Below are 20,892 nucleotides of genomic sequence, written 5' to 3' on the forward strand. Positions count from 1 at the left end.
GCACCACCCACCACGGACCCGGCGCTCCGCTGTCGATCAGTGCATGAGCGCTGCCGGAGGCCGGGCGGACAACGGTCATGCACTGATCGACGAGGTACCCGGCGGTACTCACGGCGGGAGGCGGCTCAGGACCGGCGTCCCGCGCCTGCGGCGGCGTCGGACCGGGGGCCGCCGGCAGGTCTCAGGTGATGTCCCGCCGTGCCCCGACGACGGCGGCCAGCGCGATCCCCGCGGCCGTCCAGGCCGCCAGGACCAGCAGCCCGACCCAGCCGGGCGGCGGGGCGCTGACCCCGGCCAGGAACTCCAGGACGAACCGGGACTGCGCGCCCAGCCCGGCCGAGCTCACGACCGGCTCCCAGACCGCGAGGTCACCGGCGTTGCCGGGCAGGAACGGGGTCAGCCGGGCGAACACCGACGGGTCGCCGAGCGAGGACCCGTCGCCCGCGCGCAGCGCCCCGGCGATCAGGTTCTCCCCGATCAGCAGGTAGCCGACGGTGAGCGCGATCGCCCCTGCCTGGTTGGTGACCAGGGTTCCGACGGCGACGCCGAGCACCCCCCACAGCGCGCACACCAGGATCCCGATCGCGCCCAGCCCGGCGAGCCGGCCGAGGTCGGGGAGCTGCTGGCCGCCGAGCGTCGCACCGCCGAGCAGCGGGCCGACCACGACGAGGGCCAGTGCGTACAGCCCGGCGACGACGGCGGCGATCACCGCCTTGGCCGCGAGCACCTGGCCCCGGGACCCGGTCAGGTAGGCCAGCGTGACCGTGCGGTGCCGGAAGTCGCCGGTGCCCAGCAGGGTCCCGAAGGCGGCGCCGACGATCGCGGTCATGGTCAGGGCCGACGCCAGCCCCGCGAGCATCAGGATCGAGGAGGTCTCGGTGGCCTGCGGCACGAGCAGCTGCAGGATGCTGCCGAGCAGGCTCTGGGCGAGCGCGAGCAGCAGCACCGGGAGGAACAGCAGCCACCACACCCGGGTGGACAGGGTCTTGCGGACCTCCGCGGTCAGCACCGCGCGGAAGCGGTCGAGGCTCACGGTCGCCATCAGCGCTGCTCCTCACCGGCGAGCAGGCGCAGGAACATCTGTTCCAGCCCGGCCCGCTCCTCGCTCATCCCGTACACGGCGACGCCCGCGGCGAGCGCCAGGTCCCCGACGCGGACCGCGTCGGCCCCGCCGACGGCCAGCACGCCGTCGTCGACGCGGTCGATCTCGGTGATCCCGTCCGTCGCGAGCGCCTCGGCCAGCCGGGCCGGGTCCGCGGCGCGCACGAGCACGCGCGAGCCGTGGCCGGCGCGCAGCTCGGCGACGGTGCCGTCGAAGCGGCAGGCACCACGGTCGATGACGACCAGCCGCTGCGCGGTCAGCTCCATCTCGGCCAGCTGGTGGGAGGAGACGAGCACGCTGCGCCCCGACGCGGCGAAGGCCTGCAGGAACGAGCGCAGCCAGGCGATGCCGTCGGGGTCCAGGCCGTTGCCCGGCTCGTCGAGCACGAGGATGCGCGGGTCGCCGAGCAGTGCCACCGCCAGTGCCAGCCGCTGGTTCATGCCGAGCGAGAATCCACCCGCCGAGCGGTCCGCGGCGGCGGCCAGGCCCACCAGGGTGAGCACCTCGTCGACCCGGGTGTCGGGCACGCCGATCGCGGCGGCCGCGGCGCGCAGGTGTGCGCGGGCGGTGCGTCGCGGATGCACCCCCTGCACCTCCAGCACCGCGCCGACGACGCGGCCGGGCGAGACCAGCGCGGAGAACGGGACCCCGTCGACGAGCGCGCGCCCGGTGCTGGGCACGACCAGGCCGAGGATCATCCGCAGCGTCGTCGTCTTGCCGGAGCCGTTGGGCCCGAGGAACCCGGTCACCGAGCCGGGCTCGACGGTGAACGACAGGTCGTGCACGGCCTCGACCGGGCCGAACCTCTTGCCGAGCCCCTCGACGACGATCCGCCCGCTCCCGGCCGCCGTCGCCGGGTCCGTGGACGCGGTCTCCTGCACTCCGGTCTCCGTCCGTCTCGCGTCGCGCCCCGGGGTTCGCACCGGGGCATCGCCTGCGCCAATCCTCGCCCAGCCCGGGATCGCGGCGGGAGGCGGGCCCCGCACCGTTCCGGGCGGCGCGGGACCGGCCGGACCGTGCCCGTCGGGGCCCCGACCGCTACACGGTGGCGCGGACCGCCGCCTCGACCGCCGCGGCGAGCGTGTCCAGGTACGGGTCGTCGCACGCCGCCCCCGTGACCAGCACCCGGAACAGCAGCGGGGCGATCAGGAGGTCGACCGCGAGATCGACGTCCGCCGACGGCGGCAGGTCCCCCCGCGCGATCGCCGCGCGGAGCATCTGCACGCCGACCTCCCGCCGCGGACCGGCCACGTCCGTCTGCAGCACCTCGGCCAGCGCCGGGGTGTGGCGGAGCTCGGCGAGCAGCGTCGGGACCACCGCTGCCACCACCGGGGTGGCCACCTGGTCGCGCAGGGCACCGAGCAGCTCACGCAGGTCGCTGCGGAACGCCCCGGTCGCCGGGGCGGGCGGCAAGGTGTCGGCGACGGCCTGGCGGACCAGGTCGGCCAGCATCTGCTCCTTCGACGACCAGCGGCGGTACAGCGCCGCCTTGCCCACACCCGCACGCCGGGCGACCGCCTCCATCGACAGGCGGGCGTACCCGGACGCGGCCAGCTCGGCGAAGGCCGCGGACACGATCGCCTCGGTGACACGGGGGCGGAGCACCGATCCGCCGCCGGTGGTTCGTCGGAGCGTCACGCCGACATCCTAGCCGCCGACGGAACGCTTGCGTTCCGTCGATCGTCGACCTAGCCTCGGACACCAAAACGGAACGGCACCGTTCCGTTGAAGGAACGGAGAGATGCGATGTCCACCTCCACCAGCGACCGGGTCCGACTGCTGACCACCGGCCTCGAGGCCTTCCACCGGGAGGACGTCGAGACGTTCATGGCCATGTACCGCGAGGACGCCGTGCACGAGTTCCCGTTCGCCCCGGAGGGGATGCCCACACGCGTCGAGGGCCGGGAGGCCATCGAGGCCTGGATGCGCACCGTGCCCGATCTCCTGACCCTCGACGGCGGCATGCACGACCTGCGGATCCACGAGGGCGGCGACACCCTGACCGCCGAGTGGTCCTCGACCGGCCACTTCGCCGACGGGACCCCGGCCGCGATCTCCTACGTCGCAGTGGTCACCTTCGACGGCGATCTGGTCGCGCGCTACCGCGACTACATCAACCCCCTCGACCTGCGGCCCGCCTTCCCCGCCGCCCGCCACTGACGCCCGAGCCCACGGCGGGCCCCGTCCGACGTCACACAGGGCGCGATGCCGCTGTTCCACGTCGACGGGACCAGCGACGCGTTCGTCGCGCCGGCCCGGGGCGCGCGGATCGTGACGACACGGACGCCCGGCCGGCGTCGGCGACGTCGCCGTCATCGGGGTGCCCGACGACCGCCGGGGCGAGGTGCCGAAGGCCTGCGTCGCACCCTCCCCCGGCGCCCGCATCGACCCCGAGGACCTGCCGGTTCATGCGCGCGCCCACCGCGCGTCGTTCACATGTCCGACGACCGTCGACGCCCTGTCGGGGCTCCCCCGCAGCCCGACCGGCAAGATCGTCGAGAAGGACCTCCGGCCACCGCTCCAGGTGATATGGCGCCGGTCTCATACTGAGACACGCCGAAACTTGACTGACTCAAGAAAAGCGGGCAGGCTCGCCGCCGTGTCGAACGCATCGGACTACGAGGGCATGTTGCGTGGAGCGTCGCTGCGCGTGACGCGTCCTCGCCTGGCCGTGCTGCAGGCGGTCCACTCCCACCAGCACGCGGACACGGAGTCGATCATCCGTGTCGTGCGGGAGGACCTCGGGGAGGTGTCGCACCAGGCCGTCTACGACGTGCTGCGTGCGCTGCACTCCTCAGGGCTGGTTCGTCGGATCCAGCCCACCGGCTCCGTCGCGCGGTACGAGGCGCGGGTCGGCGACAACCACCACCACGTGGTCTGCCGATCCTGTGGCGCCATCGCCGACGTCGACTGCGCCGTCGGCTCCGCACCCTGTCTCACCGCCTCCGACGACAGCGGCTTCGTGATCGACGAGGCCGAGGTCGTCTACTGGGGACGGTGCCCCGACTGCTCATCCACTGATCCCGAGAGGATGTCCCGTGTCTGACGAGCACCCCACCGTCGAGAGCGAGATGAACCGCGAGCAGGACGGCGGTTGCCCCGTCGCCGCCGGTCGCATCGCGCACCCCACCGAGGGTGGCGGCAACCAGAGCTGGTGGCCCAACCAGCTCAACCTGAAGATCCTCCGCAAGCACGCCCCCGCGTCGGACCCGATGGAGCCGGACTTCGACTACGCGAAGGAGTTCGCGACCGTCGACCTCGACGAGCTCGCGCGCGACGTCGACGCCGTCATCACCACCTCGCAGGACTGGTGGCCGGCCGACCACGGCAGCTACGCCGGGTTCTTCATCCGGATGGCCTGGCACTCCGCGGGCACCTACCGGACCTACGACGGCCGCGGCGGCGCGGGCGCCGGCATGCAGCGCTTCGCCCCGCTGAACAGCTGGCCGGACAACGCCAACCTGGACAAGGCCCGCCGGCTGCTCTGGCCGGTCAAGCAGAAGTGGGGCCGCAAGGTCTCCTGGGCCGACCTCATGGTCTTCGCGGGCAACCGCGCCCACGAGATCTCCGGCTTCCCGATGTTCGGCTTCGCCGGTGGCCGCGCCGACGTGTGGGAGCCCGAGGAGGACGTCTACTGGGGCTCGGAGAACGTCTGGCTGGGCAACGAGGCGCGCTACGGCGGCAACAAGGACATCGCGCACCGAGAGCTGGAGAAGCCGCTCGGCGCGTCGCACATGGGCCTGATCTACGTCAACCCGGAGGGCCCGGACGCCAGCGGTGACCCGATCGCCGCCGCGCGCGACATCCGCGAGACCTTCGGCCGGATGGCGATGAACGACGAGGAGACCGCCGCGCTCATCATCGGCGGGCACAGCCTCGGCAAGACCCACGGCGCCGCGAACCCGGACGAGAACGGCAACGTCGGCCCCGAGCCGGAGGCCGCCGACATCACCGAGCAGGGCCTGGGCTGGAAGCAGAACTACGGCAAGGGCAAGGGCCGCGACGCCATCACCTCCGGGCTCGAGGTCATCTGGACCCGCACCCCGAACCGGTGGAGCCACGACTACCTCAAGCACCTCTACGCCTACGAGTGGGAGCTGGAGGAGTCGCCGGCCGGCGCCAAGCAGTTCGTCGCCAAGGACGGCCCGGAGGTCATCCCGGACCCCGAGCCCGGCTACCCGAACCGCAAGCCGCGGATGCTGGTCACCGACGTCGCACTGCGCGTGGACCCGGTCTACGGCGAGATCACCCGTCGCTGGCTGGACAACCCGTCCGAGTTCGAGGACACCTACCGTCGCGCCTGGTACAAGCTGACCCACCGCGACATGGGCCCGAAGGAGCGCTACATCGGCGCCTGGGTGCCGCAGGAGGAGCTCCTGTGGCAGGACCCGGTCCCGGCCGTCGACCACCCGCTGGTGGACGCCGACGACGTCGCGTCGATCAAGGCGAAGGTCCTCGAGTCCGGCCTGTCGGTCACCGACCTGATCAAGACCGCCTGGGCCGCGGCCTCGTCGTTCCGCCAGTCCGACAAGCGCGGTGGCGCCAACGGCGGCCGCATCCGCCTGGAGCCGCAGCTGCAGTGGGAGGTCAACGACCCCGACACGCTGCGCCAGGTCGTCTCGGCGCTGGAGTCGCTCCAGTCCGAGATCAACGGCTCCCTGACCGGCGGCAAGAAGATCTCCTTCGCCGACCTCGTCGTGCTGGCCGGTGCCGCCGCCCTGGAGAAGGCCGCCAAGGACGGCGGGCACGACATCACCGTGCCGTTCGTCCCGGGCCGGACCGACGCCACCCAGGAGAAGACCGACGTCGAGTCGTTCTCCTACCTGGAGCCCACCGCCGACGGCTTCCGCAACTACCGCGGCAAGGGCCACACCCTGCCCGGCGAGTTCCTGCTCGTCGACCGCGCGAACCTGCTCGGCGTCTCCGCCCCGGAGATGACCGTGCTGGTCGGCGGCCTGCGCGTGCTGGGCGCCAACACCGGCGGGTCGACGGCCGGCGTGTTCACCGACCGGGTCGGCACGCTGTCCAACGACTTCTTCACCAACCTGCTGGCCGGCGACGTCCAGTGGCGCTCGGTGGCCGGCGACGACGACTCCTTCGAGGCCGTCGACGCCTCCGGGAACGTCAAGTGGACCGGCACCCGCGCCGACCTGGTCTTCGGGTCGAACTCCGAGCTGCGCGCCGTCGCCGAGGTCTACGCCTCCGACGACGCGAAGGAGAAGTTCGTCCGCGACTTCGTCGCCGCCTGGGACAAGGTCATGATGGCCGACCGCTACGACGTCTGATCGTCGCGTAGCAGCACGTCACGACGCCCGGGCCGGGTCACCGGCCCGGGCGTCGCCATGTCCGGGCCCCGGGCCGGACACCTCCGTCGAGATGCGGCTGAGGGCTGCGGTGCGCGCCCCCGCACGGACCCTGCGCTGCATCTCGACGCATTCCGGACACCGAGATGCAGCTCAGCGGGCTGGGGAGATCCACAACTCCCGCTGAGCTGCATCTCGGCGGGTCGGCGCCGGCGGTGCCGGTCGACGGGCGTCCCGTGGACCGGGCGTCAGTGCTGCAGCAGCCGTGGGGCCCAGGTCCCGGCACGCGGGCGGACGGCCCACCACAGGCGGGCGTAGGCGGAGTGCAGGGAGTCCCGCACCCGCGGACGGGGGCGGCCGCGACCGAGACGGTGAGCATCGGCCTCGCGGTGCAGGTCCGCCATCCGCGCCCGCGCGAGCCGGGCCCAGTGGTCCTCGATCACGACCCGCCTCCCGGCGGTTCGGACGGGGTGATCTCGTGCGGCGGTCGCGGGAGCCACGTGCCGAAGAAGAACTCGACCGGACGTGCCCCCGGCGGACGGGCCGACGGGTCGTGCTGCCGCTGCTCGAACCGTCGCGAGACGGCGATCAGCTCGTCGTGCAGCGCGCCGAGCTCCTCAGCGGTCATCCAGGTGGAGCCCGCCGAGAACCCGGCACCCTCGCGCCACTCGGGCGCCTCGGCCCCGGCGCGCCGGAACCACCGCTTCATCTTCTCGGCGACCCGGTCGACGTAGACCTCCGACAGCGTCTCCGCCGCCATCGCGGTCTCCGGCTCCATGCCGTCCTCGACACCCCAGGACTGGCCGTAGCGGACGAGCTTCCAGGGCTTCTCCCGGCCGCGGCCGCCCTCGGCCGGCTCGACGAAGCCGTACTTGGCGAGGATCCCCAGGTGGTACGCGCAGCTGGCCACGCTCTCGCCGGTGAGCTCGGCGCACCGGGTGGCCGTCGCGGTCCGTTCGAGCCCGACCACCTCCAGCAGCTCCACCCGCAGCGGATGGGACAGCGCGCGCAGCCGCGCGGGGTCGGTGAGGGTGTAGGGCTCCTTCGGCACGGAAGTCAACATACCTTTATCAAGATACTTTGAGCAAGGAGTGTTGATACGACTCGACCGCGCCGCGATGCAGCCGAGGGCTGCCCCGGCGCACGTGCGCACAGCCCTGACCTGCATCGCGGCATCAGAGGGTCGTCGAGATGCATCTCAGCGGGAGCTGTCGATCTCCACGGCCCGCTGAGCTGCATCTCGGCGACCGGCGGGCCGGGCAGCGGGGCGGGCGGCGGGCCGGGCGATGGGCCGGGCGATGGGCCGGGCGATGGGCCGACCGGCGAGCCGGGCGGCGGGCCAGGACGGGACGGCAGAGCGGGGGCGCGCCCGGAATGCGCGACGGGCGGGATCACCCCAGCCCGTCGAGCACCCCCGCGAGCCCCGACGGCGCGGAGAGCATCGGCCAGTGCCCCGTCGGCAGCGCCGTGAACGTCCACTCCGGACCGTCCATCTCCGCGAACCCGGGCACCCCGGCGTCGATCAGCTCGCGGGCGTCGGCGGGGGTGAAGCTGCAGGCCACGACGGTCTTCGGCAGCGAGGGGTCGGGCGTTCCGCGACGGGCGCCGGTGAGCACCACCCCGGGCGGCTCGGCCGTCGAGCGGGCACGGACGTCGTCGAAGACGGTGTCGGGGATGCCTGCGGTGCTGCTGCCCGCGGCGTCGAGCTCGGCGCGGGACGGCATCGGCAGTGCACCGTGCTCGGCGAGGGTCGCCCGGGTCGCGGCCTGCGCGTCGGGCGGGGTGAAGTCGATCTGCGCGACCCCGTCGGGCAGCGGTCCGGTGTCGACGAACACCAGGTGCGCGACCCGGACCCGGGCCCGCTCGGCCGCCGCCGCGCAGACCGGGCCCGCGCCGCTGTGACCGACGAGCACGACCGGCTCGCCCGCGCCGCCCAGCGCGGCGAGCACGTCGTCGACGCGGGTCCGGGCGGTGGCCCCGGGCTCGTGACCGAGGTCGAGCGCGGTGACGTCGTGCCCGCGGGCGCGCAGGTCGTCCGCGACCGCGCTCCATGCCGTCGCGTCGATCCAGAACCCGGGAACCAGCAGGTAGCTCGTCATGCCCCGAGCCTGGCGGCGGACGAGGACGGTTCCGGTCCTCGTGCTAGTTCTTCTGCTGCTCGGCCTTCAGCCGGGCGGCCTCGCGCTGGCTCTCGGCGCGGGTGGCGCGCTCACGGGCCAGCCACTCGGGCTCCTCGGCCTTGATCGCGGCGATCTGCTCGGTGGTCAGCGGCTCGGTGATCCCGGCGCGGGCCAGCCCCGAGATCGACACCCCGAGCCGGTCGGCGACGACCGGGCGCGGGTGCGGCCCGGTGGCGCGCAGCTCGCGCAGCCACTCCGGCGGGTCGGCCTGCAGCGCGTCGAGCTCGTCACGGGAGACGACGCCCTCGCGGAACTCGGCGGGGGTGGCGTCGAGGAGCACACCGAGCTTCTTCGCCGCGGTCGCGGGCTTCATCGTCTGGGCGGACCTCTGGCGCGTCATGTCACCAGGCTATGCGGCTAGCCTCGACCGGTGACCGCCACGTCCTTCCACCTCGGCTACGTCCCGGGCGTCACCCCCGGCAAGTGGACCCGGATGTGGGCCGAGCGCCGCCCCGGGGTCCCCCTGGAGCTGCACACGGTGAGCCCGGCCGAGGCCGCGGACCTGGTCCGCGCGGGCACGGTGGACGCGGCCGTCGCCCGGCTGCCGATCGACCGGACCGGACTGCACGCGATCCCGCTCTACACCGAGACGACCGTGGTGGTGGTCCCGAAGGAGCACGTGGTGACCGCGGCCGACGAGGTGACCGTCGCCGACCTGACCGACGAGATCGTCCTGCGCACCGGCGACGACACCCTCGACTGGCCCGACGGGCCGCCCGGCCGGGCCGCGGAGTACACCCCGCCGACGACGGCCGAGGCGGTCGAGATCGTCGCGGCGGGGGTCGGGCTGCTGATCGTCCCGCAGTCGCTGGCCCGGCTGCACCACCGCCGGGACCTCACCTACCGGCCGCTGGTCGACGCGCCGGGCTCCGGCGTCGCGCTGACCTGGCCGGACGCCGAGAACAGCGATCTGATGGAGGAGTTCATCGGGATCGTGCGCGGCCGCTCGGCACACAGCACCCGGACCCGGCGCAGCGAGCCCCCGGCCGCACCGGCGCGCCGCCCCGCGTCGACGGCGGCGAAGCGGCGACCGGCCCGGCGTCGCCGCTAGCCCCCCGGACACGACGACGCCCCCCGGTGCACGGGGCACCGGGGGGCGTCGGGCGTATGACGCGGACGGGTCAGGCCGCAGCGGGCACCGGCTTCTGCGAGAGCTTCTCGAGGCGGCGCGTGGTGGGCCAGCGGACGGCGGTCGCCCAGCCGAGCTTCTCGAAGCCGCGGATGACGGCGGCCGAGATGTCGATCTGGCCCTTCTTCACACCGTGCCGGGCGCAGGTCGGGTCGGCGTGGTGCAGGTTGTGCCAGGACTCGCCGAAGGACAGGACCGCCAGCCACCAGACGTTGGCGGACTTGTCACGGGAGGCGAAGGGGCGCTCGCCCCAGATGTGGCAGATCGAGTTGATCGACCAGGTGACGTGGTGCAGCACCGCGACGCGGACCAGACCGGCCCAGAAGAACGCGGTGAACGCGCCCCACCAGGACATGGTCACCAGACCGCCGATGAGCGCCGGGCCCGCCAGGCTGAAGACGACGATCAGCGGGAACGCCTTCTCGACGCGCATCATGTCGCGGTCGGCGAGCAGGTCCGGGGCGAACCGCTTCATGTTGGTGAGGTCGCGGTTGAACAGCCAGCCCAGGTGCGAGTGCCAGAAGCCCTTGACCAGCGCCGAGGCGCCGGTGCCGTAGAGCCACGGCGAGTGCGGGTCGCCCTCCTTGTCGGAGAACGCGTGGTGGCGGCGGTGGTCGCCGACCCAGTCGAGCACGCTGCCCTGCAGCGAGATGCTGCCGGCGATCGCCAGGGCGATCCGCAGCGGACGGTTCGCCTTGAACGAGCCGTGGGTGAAGTAGCGGTGGAAACCGACGGTCACACCCAGGCCGCTGACGGCGTAGAAGACGACGAACAGCGCGACGTCGACCCACCCGAGACCCCAGCCCCAGGCGAGCGGGACGGCGGCGAACAGCGCGAGCGTCGGGAGGATCACGAACAGTCCGACCAGGAACATCGCGCCGGGCGGGCGCTGCCCGTCCACGATCGGCGCGGGTGTCCGCTTCTCGGACGTGCTGCGGGGTGGTGCGGCCTCGAGCGTCATGCGTCCCACTGTCGCGGCACCCCTACCCCGCGGGCAGTGCGGTTAACCCCCCTGTTCGGATTCGGGTTCCGCCCCGGTCCGGACTTGACCGACGAGTAACTTGTGAGTACTGAACGGGGAGTGAAGCTCTCCACCGTCCTCCCCTACGGCGACGACCCGATCCGCAACGCGGACGCCGTCACCGACATGGAACGCGCCGGCCTCGATGTCGTCTGGGCCGCCGAGGCGTACTCGTTCGACGCCGTCTCCCTGCTCGGTTACCTCGCCGCCCGCACCGAGCGTCTCGAGATCGGGTCGGCGATCCTGCCGATCTACTCGCGCACCCCCACCCTGACCGCGATGACCGCGGCCGGCCTCGACGCCCTGTCCGACGGTCGGTTCAACCTGGGCCTCGGCGCATCCGGCCCGCAGGTCATCGAGGGATTCCACGGGGTCGCCTACGACAAGCCGGTCGGGCGCACGCGCGAGATCATCGAGATCTGCCGCAAGGTCTGGAAGCGGGAGGAGAAGCTCACCAACGACGGGCTCTACCCGATCCCGCTGCCCGGCGGCACCGGCCTCGGCAAGCCGCTGAAGATCATCAACCACCCGAAGCGCGCCGACATCCCGGTCTGGGTGGCCGCACTGGGCGAGAAGAACCTGGAGATGACCGCGGAGCTGGCGAACGGCTGGCTCCCGCACGTCGTGCTACCGGAGAAGATCCAGGAGGTCTTCGGGCCCGCGCTGCAGGCCGGCTACGCCAAGCGCGCCCCCGAGCTGGGTCCGCTGCAGATCACCGGCGGCGGGATCGTCGCGCTCGAGGAGGAGTTCTTCGAGCCCGCCCGCCAGGCCGCCCGCGGCCTCTACGCGCTCTACATCGGCGGCATGGGGGCCCGCGGGAAGAACTTCTACAACACCGTGTTCGCCAAGCAGGGCTACGTCGACGAGGCGAAGACCGTGCAGGACCTCTACCTGGACGGGAAGAAGGAGGAGGCCATGGCCGCCCTCCCCGCCGACTTCATCGACAAGGTCACCCTGATCGGCCCCGAGGGGCACGTCCGCGAGCGGATCGCCGCCCTGCGCGAGAACGGGATCACCACCTGCACGTGAACCCGATGACCAACGACGTGAACCACACGTTCGAGAAGCTCAAGACCTGGATGTCGTAGGTCGACGTCCTGGGTCGATGTCCTGGGTCGACGTCCCGGGTCCCGGCTTGCCGGGCCCGCGCGGGCGTGCTCATCTGGGTGACGTGGTCGACAGCACCGTTGGTCAGGACCTCACCCCCGACGAGCGCGACGCGGTCGTGGCCGGAGCCCGGTTCGCCGGGCCCTCCGGGCCGCACCGCCTGCGCGGGCCAGGGCCCGTCCCCCGTCGCGCCGGACGCCACCGCGGGCTCCGGCCGTCCGGCCGCGGCGCGGCCGCGTGAGCGCCACGCCGCCCCCCGACGGAGGGACCTGCGACATTGCGCCGTTCGGCCCAGTACCGGGGGGTCCTGTCACGGCTCGTAGGCGGGGCGTAGAGAATGTGTGACGTCATCCACGGTTCACGGTGCTCCGGGCAACCCCCGGCGGGGCACCCGCGACAGGACTCGCGACATGACGAGGAGACCGACTTGCTGGAGCTCGCCATCCGGACCTCCGACGAGCCGATCTCCCCCGGTCAGTACCGGCACACGGCGACGCACGCCTGGTGGATGGGGACCTGCTTCGCCCGCGACGAGCTCTGTGTCCACTACAGCGAGCACCTGCTCCAGCAGTGGACCCCGCTCGACCCGGCCCAGGACTGGCTGCTCGACCGCGAGCTGACCGGCCGCGTGCACTGGTTGTGCGGTGACGGCGCGGCGGCGATCGAGGACGGCTTCGACATCGCCGACCAGTGGCCCACCGGCCGCTTCCGCGCCCCGCACGGCGACTTCTACGCCGAGCTCCACGGCCACCGGCCCGCCGCGAAGGTCGGCTCGTGGGCCAACCCGACCGAGGCGTTCCTCGCCGGCCTGCCCCGCGACCCGGCGGCGATGCTGGACCGGCTGATCGCCGACAGCCCGCCCGGCCGCGGCTACACCGGCCCGTTCCCGAGCGCCGTGAGCGCGCTGCGGACCTGTCGGGTCCCCGCCGAGCTGCGCGCGGTGCTCTACGCCGCGCTGCGCCGGATGCCCGCCGTCTCCCTCGGCGAGACCGACAACCTCGACGGCGAGCGGCACCCCACCCTCGTCCACGACGACGGTCCGGTCCGCACCGAGCTGCTGATCTCCCCCGTCGACGGGCAGTACGCCGGCGAGCGCGACACCGTCCGGCGCCCGGCCCGCGTGGGCCCGCCGGTCGGCACCGTCGTCGCCGAGACGACCACGCAGACCTCCGTGGTCGACGTGCTCGGCTCCCCGCCCGGCTTCTGAATCGTGCCGCTCGCCGTCCGCGGGCGGTCGATCACGAAACGATCACGAAGTGGGACCCGGCACACTGCCCGGTCTCGCGCCAAGGGGACTAACCTGGTAGCCGGTCGCGAAAAATCGAGCAGCTATCAAGGCGGTTGACGCAGAGTGTCATCGAGCAGTACCTCCCATCAGGCGAGCGACTTCGGTCCGAACGAGTGGCTCGTCGAGGAGATGTACCAGCGCTTCCAGGAGGACCCGTCGGCCGTGGACCCGGCCTGGCACGAGTTCTTCGCCGACTACGGCAAGGGCGGTGAGAAGGCCTCCTCCTCGTCGTCCGTCGGGACCGAGGAGTCCGACGACACCTCCTCCGGCAACGGCTCCGCCCCGACCTCCTCGGGTGGTGTCACCCGCGGCGCGGGCACCGAGGACGACCAGGGCAGTGGGCACGGCACCGGGAACGGCACCGTGAGCAGCAAGGGGACCGGCGCGGCCGGCTCCGGCGACGCTCCGGCCCAGAAGGCCGTGACGAACGGCGGGAAGGCCGGGGGCAACGGCACCGCCACCTCTCGCGACGTCCCGTCGCCGGTCACCCCGAAGGCCGAGCCGCCGCCCGCCGAGGAGCGCCTGCGCACCGCGAGCGCCCCGGCACCGGCGTCGTCGAACGGGTCGTCGGCCAAGCCGGCCGCGGGCAGCGGCTCCAAGGCCGCGAAGCCGGCGCAGGACGGGGGTGGCGCGACCACCACCCCGCTGCGCGGTGCCGCGAACGCCATCGCCAAGAACATGACGTCGTCCCTCACGCTGCCGACCGCGACCAGCGTCCGTGCGGTCCCGGCCAAGCTGCTGGCCGACAACCGCATCGTCATCAACAACCACCTCAAGCGCACCCGCGGCGGGAAGCTGTCGTTCACGCACCTGATCGGCTACGCGCTGGTCCGGGCCCTGGCCGACTTCCCGAACATGAACCGGCACTTCGTCGAGACCGACGGCAAGGCCTCGGTCGCGACGCCGGAGCACGTGAACCTCGGCCTGGCCATGGACATGGCGGGCAAGGACGGCAGCCGCACGCTGATCGTCGTGTCCATCAAGGGCTGCGAGAACTTGTCGTTCGCGCAGTTCTGGCAGGCCTACGAGGGCATGGTCCGCAAGGCCCGCGAGGGCAAGCTGACCGCCGAGGACTTCTCCGGCACCACGATCAGCCTCACCAACCCGGGCACGCTGGGCACCAACCACTCGGTGCCGCGGCTGACCGTGGGCCAGGGCGCGATCATCGGCGTCGGCGCGATGGAGTACCCGGCCGCGTTCCAGGGTGCGTCGGAGGAGCGGCTCGTCGAGCTCGGCATCTCCAAGATCATCACCCTGACCTCGACCTACGACCACCGGATCATCCAGGGCGCCGAGTCCGGCGACTTCCTGCGCCGGATCCACCAGCTGCTCCTCGGCGAGGACGGCTTCTACGACGACGTCTTCGCCTCGCTGCGGGTGCCGTACGAGCCGGTCCGCTGGGTGCAGGACTTCCCCGAGGGCGAGGTCGACAAGACCGCCCGCGTGCTGGAGCTGATCGAGTCCTACCGGACCCGCGGCCACCTGATGGCCGACACGGACCCGCTGAACTACCGCCAGCGCCGCCACCCCGACCTCGACGTCCTCAGCCACGGCCTGACCCTGTGGGACCTCGACCGCGACTTCGCGGTCGGCGGGTTCGGCGGGCAGAGCCACATGAAGCTGCGCGACGTGCTCGGCCTGCTGCGCAACTCCTACTGCCGCACCATCGGCACGGAGTACATGCACATCGCCGACCCCGAGCAGCGCAAGTGGCTCGAGGAGCGCATCGAGGTCCCGCACGTCAAGCCGGACTCCTCGGAGCAGAAGTACATCCTGTCCCGGCTGAACGCGGCCGAGGCCTTCGAGACCTTCCTGCAGACCAAGTACGTCGGGCAGAAGCGGTTCTCGCTGGAGGGCGGCGAGACCGTCATCCCGCTGCTCGACGCCGTGCTGGACAAGGCCGCCGAGCGCGAGCTCGACGAGGTCGTCATCGGCATGCCGCACCGCGGCCGGCTCAACGTGCTGGCCAACATCGTCGGCAAGCCGATCAGCCAGATCTTCCGCGAGTTCGAGGGCAACCTCGACCCGGGCCAGGCGCACGGTTCCGGCGACGTGAAGTACCACCTCGGCGCCGAGGGCAAGTACTTCCGGATGTTCGGCGACGGCGAGACCGCCGTCTCGCTGACCGCGAACCCGTCGCACCTGGAGGCCGTGGACCCGGTGCTGGAGGGCATCGTCCGCGCCAAGCAGGACCTGCTCGACAAGGGCGACGGCGGCTTCACCGTGCTGCCGGTGCTCATGCACGGCGACGCGGCGTTCGCCGGCCAGGGTGTCGTCGCCGAGACGCTGAACCTCGCGCTGCTGCGCGGGTACCGCACCGGCGGCACCGTGCACGTCGTGGTCAACAACCAGGTCGGGTTCACCACCGCGCCGGAGCACTCGCGCTCCTCGCAGTACTGCACCGACGTGGCGAAGATGATCGGCGCGCCGGTGTTCCACGTGAACGGCGACGACCCGGAGGCCTGCGTCTGGGTCGCCAAGCTGGCCGTCGAGTACCGCCAGCGCTGGAACAACGACGTCGTGATCGACATGATCTGCTACCGGCGCCGGGGCCACAACGAGGGCGACGACCCCTCGATGACCCAGCCGTCGATGTACGACATCATCGACGCCAAGCGCAGCGTCCGGAAGATCTACACCGAGTCGCTGATCGGCCGTGGTGACATCACCATGGAGGAGGCCGAGCAGGCGCTCAAGGACTTCTCCAACCAGCTCGAGCACGTCTTCAACGAGGTGCGCGAGCTCGAGAAGACCCCGCCGGTGATCTCGCCGTCGATCGAGTCGGAGCAGCTCGTCCCGTCCGACCTCGACACCTCGGTCCCGCTCGAGGTCGTCCACCGGATCGGCGACGTGCACACCAACCTCCCCGAGGGGTTCGCGGTGCACAAGCGGGTCGAGCCCGTGCTGCGCAAGCGCGAGAAGATGTCCCGCGAGGGCGACGTCGACTGGGCCTTCGCCGAGCTGCTCGCCCTCGGCTCGCTGGCGATGGACGGCCGGCTGGTCCGGCTGTCCGGTCAGGACTCCCGTCGCGGCACCTTCGTGCAGCGGCACTCGGTCCTGATCGACCGGCACACCGGCGCCGAGTACTTCCCGCTGCGCAACCTGGCCGAGGGTCAGGGCCGGTTCCTGCCCTACGACTCGGCGCTGTCGGAGTTCGCCGCGGTCGGCTTCGAGTACGGCTACTCGGTCGCCAACCCGGACGCGCTCGTGATGTGGGAGGGCCAGTTCGGCGACTTCGTCAACGGCGCCCAGTCGATCATCGACGAGTTCATCTCCTCCGGTGAGGCCAAGTGGGGCCAGCTCTCCGACGTCGCGCTGCTGCTGCCGCACGGCCTGGAGGGCCAGGGCCCCGACCACAGCTCCGGGCGCATCGAGCGCTTCCTGCAGCTGTGCGCCGAGGGCTCGATGACCGTCGCGCTGCCCTCGGAGCCGGCGAACTACTTCCACTTGCTGCGCCAGCACACCCTGGACGGGGTGCGCCGGCCGCTGGTGGTGTTCACGCCGAAGTGGATGCTGCGCGCCAAGCAGGTCGTCAGCCCGCTGTCGGACTTCACCGAGGGCCGGTTCCGCCCGGTCATCGACGACCCCGAGCACGCCGGCAAGGGCGAGCGCGTCTCCGGCGTGAAGCGGGTGCTCTTCTGCTCCGGCAAGATCTACTGGGAGCTGGCCGCGGCACGCGACAAGCGCCGCAAGAACGGCGACGAGTCGGTCGACGAGGCCGCGCTGGTCCGGGTCGAGCGGCTCTACCCGATGCCGGCCGAGGAAATCGCCGCCGTCCTCGAGCGCTACCCCGAGGCCGCCGGTGACATCCGCTGGGTCCAGGAGGAGCCGGCCAACCAGGGCTCGTGGCCGTACTACGGCCTGGAGCTGCCGCAGAAGCTCCCGCAGCTGCAGGGCAACTTCACCCGGGTGTCCCGGCGGCGGATGGCGGCCCCGGCCGCCGGCTCGTCGAAGGTGCACGAGGTCGAGCAGGCCGAGCTGATCGAGAAGGCGTTCGCCCGCTAGGGCACACGCGACGACGACGGCCGGGCCGGGGACTCCCCCCGCCCGGCCGTCGTGCTGTGCGGGGTCAGCGTCCGCGCACGGCACCGACGACGACCGCGGCGCCGGTCAACGCGGGCACGGCCCACTCGACCGCCCGGATCCGGCGCGCCAGGGCAGGCTCCGGCGCGGCCGGACCGGCACCGGCCGGGGCGTCCGACCCGGCACGCCGTCCCAGGGCACCCGCGTAGGCGGTCGCGGCGAGCGCGGCGCCGGTGAGCGCGGCCCGGGAGACCGCGGCGGTGGCGGCGGCGGGTTCGCGCCGGGCACGGGCCACGTCGCGCACCAGCAGGCCCGCGCCCCCCAGCAGGTGGGTGGCCATCGCGGCACTGCCGATCCGGCCCCACCGGCCCCAGCCGGCCCCGGCGAGCCGCTCGCGCTCGGCCGGGTCGCCGACGGCGTCGAGCGTGCCGTTCAGTCCGGTGACGCCCATCAGCGACCCGCCGAACCAGGCGGCCAGTCCGACATCGTGCAGGGTGCGGGCGAGGGGCTCGGTACGGGACATCGGTACTCCGGTGCGTCGGGGGCGGCGGGCCACGGGTGCGGCCGCACCGGACGCTAGTGCGGCCCCTCGGTGGGGTTCCCGCGGGCCGGTGGGATCCTCCGTCCGCGGTGCCACCGCACGCCGACGGTCACGGCGCGGCCACCGCGCCGCCACCCCCGGAGCGGGGTCACCGACGGGCGGCCGAGCGGTAGGTCAGCCGTCGCAGCAGGGTCTCGGCGGGCCCCCGGACACCGGCCCGGTCGAGCCGGTACGCGACGACGACGGTGAGCAGCCACACCCCCACCGCGACCAGCGACGCCGACCAGCCCGAGAGGTGGGCACCCAGCCCGAGGCCCCAGGCGGCGAGCAGCGGCACGAACAGCAGCGACTGCGCCAGGTAGCCGCTCAGCGACCGGCGGCCGAGCGCGACGAGGGCCCGGACCGGCAGCGGCGCCACCGGACGGGTGCCGAGCCGGTGCGCGACGAGGCCGAACACCGCGACGTAGCCGAGGGCGGCGAAGATCCCGGTGGCGATGTGCAGACCGGCGAACGCGCCCGGGTCCGGCAGGACGACGACGCCGACGTGCACGAGCGCCTGGACGAGCCCCGCCGACCAGCCGACGGCGATGCCCACGACGGCGGTGCGGCGGAGCAGGGGCAGGTACCGGCCCGGCTCCTCCAGGACGCGGTGCCGCGCGGCGAGCAGCCCGAGCAGCACCGCGGCGGGCATCACCAGGGTCAGGAACGCCCCGGGGAGCGCCGCGACCCACAGTCCGAGCCGCAACGGCAGGGTGGCGAGCCAGCCCGGCGTGGACAGGGCCACCTGCTGCGCGACGGCCGTGGGCGTGCCGACGCCGGCGAACTGTGCGAGCACGCCGGTCACCGTGGGGACGACGACGGCCAGTCCGACCAGCACGCCGGCCACGGTCCGCAGGGTGCGGTCGCTGCGGTGCAGGAACAGCGGGACCAGCACCAGGCCGAGGAGGCCGTAGGTGCCGAGGATGTCGCCCTGCCACAGCAGTGCCGCGTGGAGCAGGCCGAACGCGAGCATCCACCAGTGCCGGGTGCGCAGCAGCCGTCGTGCCTGCGCATCGGTGCCGCCACCGGCGATGCGGCGGGCGTAGAGCTGCCCGATGCCGTAGGCGAACAGGAACCCGAACAGCGTCCAGGCACAGCCGTCGACGGCGGTGATCGTCACGATCTGGGCGATCCGGTCGGCCGGCCCGCCGTCCGCGGCGTGCAGCAGCGTGGCCCCCAGCTCCGAGGTGTAGGCGAACCATGGGGCGTGGGCCAGTGCGATCAGCAGCAGCATCGCCCCCCGGGCGAGGTCGGGGGCGAGCGCACGGTCGCCGACCGGGGTCGGCGCGACGGTCGCCGCGGGTGGCGCGGTGGACATGGGGTCTCCTCACGAGGCGGTGGGAGACCCATCGGAAACGATGCCGTCGCGTCCGGGTCAAGCAGTGCCCGCCGTATCCTCGCCGGCATGTACTTCACCGACCGCGGCATCGAGGAGCTCGTCGACCGGCGCGGCGACGAGCAGGTCAGCGTCGAGTGGCTGGCCGACCGGCTCCGCGCCTTCGTCGACGCGAACCCGCAGTTCGAGACGGCCGTCGAGCGGCTGTCGAGCTTTCTCGCCCGGGACGACGCCGACGACGAGTGACCCCGTGACCACAACGACCACAGGGCACACAGCGACCACTACGTGGGCTGTGTCCGCAAGCGGGACCGGGGCCGGGGTCCGGACCTAGCGTTGCTCCTCGACACGTCCGTCGAAGAGGAGCACCGATGCTCATCGTTCTCGGGTCCGCGATGATCGCGGTCTTCATGTACCTGATCCTGTCGAAGCGGCTCGCGCCGACACTGGCGCTGGTCCTCGTCCCGCTGACCTTCGCCCTCGTGGTGACCGGCACCGGCCTGTCCGAACCGGGTGAGGACGGCGTCGTCGACTCGATCTCGTCCGCCTTCAAGGACTTCGCGCCGACGGCCGTGCTGCTGTTCTTCGCGATCATCTTCTTCGGCACGATGATCGACGTCGGGCTGTTCGACCCGCTGATCCGCTTCGTGCTGCGCACGGTGAAGAACGACCCGGTGCGCCTGGTCGTGCTGACCGCGGTGCTGGCCGGGGTCGTCTCCCTCGACGGCGACGGCTCGACCACCTTCATCATCACGGTGTCCGCGCTGCTGCCGATCTACCTGCGGCTCGGGCTGAGCCCGGTGGTGCTGACCGTCGTCGCCAACCTCGCGAACGGCGTGCTCAACATCCTGCCCTGGGGCGGCCCGACGATCCGCGCCGCGACGGTGCTGAACGTGTCCCCCTCGGAGCTGTTCAACCCGATGGTCCCGGGCATGGTGGCCGGCATCGCCACGGTGCTGCTGCTGGCCTGGCAGCTCGGTCGTTCCGAGCGCAAGCGGCTGCTCGCCTCGGGCCGCACGCTGTCGGTCGTCGCCGACGAGATGGTGGCGGTGCGCGAGCCCACCCTGGTCGGCGGGGGCACCGGCACCGACGGCACGCACGGTGCCGACCGCCCGGCGTCGGGCTCCGCCGGTGGCGCCTCCGACGACCTCGGGGGCACCCTCGACCCGAACCGCCCGACCCTGCGGCCGAAGCTGATCTGGTTCAACCTGGGGCTCACGGTCGCGCTGCTGGTGCTGCTGGGCATGGACGTCCTGCCGCTGTCGCTGGTGTTCGTCGCGGCCGCCGCGATCGCCCTGGTCGTGAACTTCCCGAAGCCCGAGGACCAGCTCCGTGCGGTGACCTCGCACGCCAAGTCCATCGTCGGCGTCGTGTCCATGGTGTTCGCCGCCGCGGTCCTGGTCGGGGTGCTGTCGGGCACCGGCATGGTGACGGCGATGGCGAACGGGATCGTCTCGGCCGTGCCGCCGTCGGTCGGCTCCTGGTTCGCGGTGATCACCGGGGTGCTGAGCATGCCGCTGACGTTCTTCATCACCAACGACGCGTTCTACTTCGGCATCCTGCCGATCCTCACCGAGGCCGCAGGCCACTACGGCATCGCCCCGGTGGAGATGGCCCGCGCCTCGATCATCGGCCAGCCGGTGCACATGACCAGCCCGCTGGTCCCGGCGCTGCTGCTGCTCGTCTCGCTGGCGAAGGTCAACCTGGCCGACCACCACCGCAAGGTGATCTGGCGGGCCGCGGTCTGCTCGCTGGTGATGCTGGGGGTCGCGCTGCTGCTGGGCGTCGTCCCGCTGGGCTGACCGCCCGGTGCGGCGCGGGCC

General features: G+C 72.6%; 20 protein-coding genes and 1 pseudogene. 11 read left to right on the forward strand and 10 right to left on the reverse strand.

The annotated features are described in order from the left end of the window. Positions 1-181 precede the first annotated feature (181 nt). The 3 genes from KPL57_RS10445 to KPL57_RS10455 all read right to left on the reverse strand — a co-directional run bounded on the left by KPL57_RS10445 (position 182) and on the right by KPL57_RS10455 (position 2,740). Entirely contained in the window at positions 182-1,042 is an 861-nt protein-coding gene (locus tag KPL57_RS10445; protein ID WP_149665308.1) for a hypothetical protein, read from the reverse strand. Beyond that, positions 1,042-1,983 (reverse strand): ATP-binding cassette domain-containing protein, encoded by a 942-nt coding sequence (locus tag KPL57_RS10450; protein WP_075310422.1) that lies wholly within the window; start codon positions 1,981-1,983, stop codon positions 1,042-1,044. The genes KPL57_RS10445 and KPL57_RS10450 overlap by 1 nt, the downstream gene beginning before the upstream one ends. A 157-nt stretch (positions 1,984-2,140) precedes the next feature. Next, entirely contained in the window at positions 2,141-2,740 is a 600-nt protein-coding gene (locus tag KPL57_RS10455; protein ID WP_226351436.1) for a TetR/AcrR family transcriptional regulator, read from the reverse strand. 108 nt (positions 2,741-2,848) lie between these two features. Between KPL57_RS10455 and KPL57_RS10460 the strand changes: the two genes are divergently transcribed. The 4 genes and pseudogenes from KPL57_RS10460 to katG all read left to right on the forward strand — a co-directional run bounded on the left by KPL57_RS10460 (position 2,849) and on the right by katG (position 6,387). Next, complete coding sequence (locus tag KPL57_RS10460; RefSeq protein WP_226351437.1) at positions 2,849-3,262, forward strand: nuclear transport factor 2 family protein; 414 nt, start codon at positions 2,849-2,851, stop codon at positions 3,260-3,262. Between the two features lie 145 nt (positions 3,263-3,407). Beyond that, positions 3,408-3,581: pseudogene (locus KPL57_RS10465) on the forward strand (long-chain fatty acid--CoA ligase); the annotation flags it as partial. A 147-nt stretch (positions 3,582-3,728) separates the two neighbouring features. Further along, a complete protein-coding gene (locus KPL57_RS10470) occupies positions 3,729-4,148 on the forward strand; it encodes a Fur family transcriptional regulator (RefSeq protein ID WP_043278241.1) in 420 nt (139 codons plus the stop codon). Next, positions 4,141-6,387 (forward strand): catalase/peroxidase HPI, encoded by a 2,247-nt coding sequence (gene katG, locus KPL57_RS10475; RefSeq protein ID WP_374111591.1) that lies wholly within the window; start codon positions 4,141-4,143, stop codon positions 6,385-6,387. The genes KPL57_RS10470 and katG overlap by 8 nt, the downstream gene beginning before the upstream one ends. Before the next feature lie 266 nt (positions 6,388-6,653). On the opposite strand, the gene KPL57_RS10480 is transcribed toward katG, so the two are convergent. The 4 genes from KPL57_RS10480 to KPL57_RS10495 form a co-directional block, all read right to left on the reverse strand. Next, a complete protein-coding gene (locus KPL57_RS10480) occupies positions 6,654-6,848 on the reverse strand; it encodes a hypothetical protein (protein ID WP_226351438.1) in 195 nt (64 codons plus the stop codon). Next, positions 6,845-7,456 (reverse strand): helix-turn-helix domain-containing protein, encoded by a 612-nt coding sequence (locus KPL57_RS10485; RefSeq protein ID WP_020623820.1) that lies wholly within the window; start codon positions 7,454-7,456, stop codon positions 6,845-6,847. Before KPL57_RS10485 ends, KPL57_RS10480 begins: the two co-directional genes overlap by 4 nt. 340 nt (positions 7,457-7,796) lie before the next feature. Then, positions 7,797-8,504, reverse strand: coding sequence for a triacylglycerol lipase (locus tag KPL57_RS10490; protein WP_226351439.1), 708 nt, complete (start codon positions 8,502-8,504; stop codon positions 7,797-7,799). 43 nt (positions 8,505-8,547) lie between these two features. Continuing rightward, entirely contained in the window at positions 8,548-8,925 is a 378-nt protein-coding gene (locus KPL57_RS10495; RefSeq protein WP_226351440.1) for a DUF5997 family protein, read from the reverse strand. Between the two features lie 30 nt (positions 8,926-8,955). Here KPL57_RS10495 and KPL57_RS10500 point away from each other — a divergent pair, with 30 nt between their 5' ends. Then, positions 8,956-9,636 carry a LysR substrate-binding domain-containing protein gene (locus tag KPL57_RS10500; protein ID WP_374111592.1) on the forward strand — a complete coding sequence of 227 codons (681 nt, stop codon included), beginning with the start codon at positions 8,956-8,958 and terminating at the stop codon, positions 9,634-9,636. Between the two features lie 70 nt (positions 9,637-9,706). Here the strand turns inward: KPL57_RS10500 and KPL57_RS10505 are convergent, their stop codons facing one another. Beyond that, positions 9,707-10,675: an acyl-CoA desaturase gene (locus KPL57_RS10505; RefSeq protein WP_226351441.1), complete on the reverse strand. Its 969-nt coding sequence runs from the start codon at positions 10,673-10,675 to the stop codon at positions 9,707-9,709. 120 nt (positions 10,676-10,795) lie between these two features. Here KPL57_RS10505 and KPL57_RS10510 point away from each other — a divergent pair, with 120 nt between their 5' ends. The 4 genes from KPL57_RS10510 to KPL57_RS10525 all read left to right on the forward strand — a co-directional run bounded on the left by KPL57_RS10510 (position 10,796) and on the right by KPL57_RS10525 (position 17,135). After that, a complete protein-coding gene (locus tag KPL57_RS10510) occupies positions 10,796-11,764 on the forward strand; it encodes an LLM class F420-dependent oxidoreductase (RefSeq protein WP_226351442.1) in 969 nt (322 codons plus the stop codon). A gap of 142 nt (positions 11,765-11,906) precedes the next feature. Then, positions 11,907-12,083 carry a hypothetical protein gene (locus tag KPL57_RS10515; protein WP_226351443.1) on the forward strand — a complete coding sequence of 59 codons (177 nt, stop codon included), beginning with the start codon at positions 11,907-11,909 and terminating at the stop codon, positions 12,081-12,083. 186 nt (positions 12,084-12,269) lie between these two features. Further along, a complete protein-coding gene (locus tag KPL57_RS10520; RefSeq protein ID WP_083695254.1) occupies positions 12,270-13,049 on the forward strand; it encodes a hypothetical protein in 780 nt (259 codons plus the stop codon). A 210-nt stretch (positions 13,050-13,259) separates the two neighbouring features. Further along, positions 13,260-17,135 (forward strand): multifunctional oxoglutarate decarboxylase/oxoglutarate dehydrogenase thiamine pyrophosphate-binding subunit/dihydrolipoyllysine-residue succinyltransferase subunit, encoded by a 3,876-nt coding sequence (locus KPL57_RS10525; RefSeq protein WP_374203691.1) that lies wholly within the window; start codon positions 13,260-13,262, stop codon positions 17,133-17,135. Between the two features lie 64 nt (positions 17,136-17,199). On the opposite strand, the gene KPL57_RS10530 is transcribed toward KPL57_RS10525, so the two are convergent. Then, positions 17,200-17,676: a hypothetical protein gene (locus tag KPL57_RS10530; protein ID WP_226351445.1), complete on the reverse strand. Its 477-nt coding sequence runs from the start codon at positions 17,674-17,676 to the stop codon at positions 17,200-17,202. A gap of 166 nt (positions 17,677-17,842) precedes the next feature. After that, complete coding sequence (locus tag KPL57_RS10535) at positions 17,843-19,051, reverse strand: DUF418 domain-containing protein (RefSeq protein WP_226351446.1); 1,209 nt, start codon at positions 19,049-19,051, stop codon at positions 17,843-17,845. A gap of 87 nt (positions 19,052-19,138) precedes the next feature. On the opposite strand from KPL57_RS10535, the gene KPL57_RS10540 reads away from it, so the two are divergent. Next, positions 19,139-19,315 carry a DUF6104 family protein gene (locus KPL57_RS10540; RefSeq protein ID WP_020623156.1) on the forward strand — a complete coding sequence of 59 codons (177 nt, stop codon included), beginning with the start codon at positions 19,139-19,141 and terminating at the stop codon, positions 19,313-19,315. Positions 19,316-19,440: 125 nt separating this feature from the next. Beyond that, on the forward strand, positions 19,441-20,871 hold the full coding sequence (locus tag KPL57_RS10545) for a CitMHS family transporter (protein ID WP_226351447.1): 1,431 nt from the start codon (positions 19,441-19,443) through the stop codon (positions 20,869-20,871). The last annotated feature ends 21 nt before the right edge of the window (positions 20,872-20,892 follow it).

The sequence above is a fragment of the Pseudonocardia sp. ICBG601 genome, from assembly GCF_020496245.1.

Bases quoted from the DNA above. Each gene is read 5' to 3' on its own strand.
- KPL57_RS10535 (WP_226351446.1), bottom strand. From the start codon at position 19,051: ATGTCCACCGCGCCACCCGCGGCGACCGTCGCGCCGACCCCGGTCGGC.
- KPL57_RS10445 (WP_149665308.1), bottom strand. From the start codon at position 1,042: ATGGCGACCGTGAGCCTCGACCGCTTCCGCGCGGTGCTGACCGCGGAG.
- KPL57_RS10505 (WP_226351441.1), bottom strand. From the start codon at position 10,675: ATGACGCTCGAGGCCGCACCACCCCGCAGCACGTCCGAGAAGCGGACA.
- KPL57_RS10530 (WP_226351445.1), bottom strand. From the start codon at position 17,676: ATGTCCCGTACCGAGCCCCTCGCCCGCACCCTGCACGATGTCGGACTG.
- KPL57_RS10460 (WP_226351437.1), top strand. From the start codon at position 2,849: ATGTCCACCTCCACCAGCGACCGGGTCCGACTGCTGACCACCGGCCTC.
- KPL57_RS10490 (WP_226351439.1), bottom strand. From the start codon at position 8,504: ATGACGAGCTACCTGCTGGTTCCCGGGTTCTGGATCGACGCGACGGCA.
- KPL57_RS10545 (WP_226351447.1), top strand. From the start codon at position 19,441: ATGCTCATCGTTCTCGGGTCCGCGATGATCGCGGTCTTCATGTACCTG.
- KPL57_RS10525 (WP_374203691.1), top strand. From the start codon at position 13,260: ATGTACCAGCGCTTCCAGGAGGACCCGTCGGCCGTGGACCCGGCCTGG.
- KPL57_RS10540 (WP_020623156.1), top strand. From the start codon at position 19,139: ATGTACTTCACCGACCGCGGCATCGAGGAGCTCGTCGACCGGCGCGGC.
- KPL57_RS10470 (WP_043278241.1), top strand. From the start codon at position 3,729: ATGTTGCGTGGAGCGTCGCTGCGCGTGACGCGTCCTCGCCTGGCCGTG.
- KPL57_RS10495 (WP_226351440.1), bottom strand. From the start codon at position 8,925: ATGACGCGCCAGAGGTCCGCCCAGACGATGAAGCCCGCGACCGCGGCG.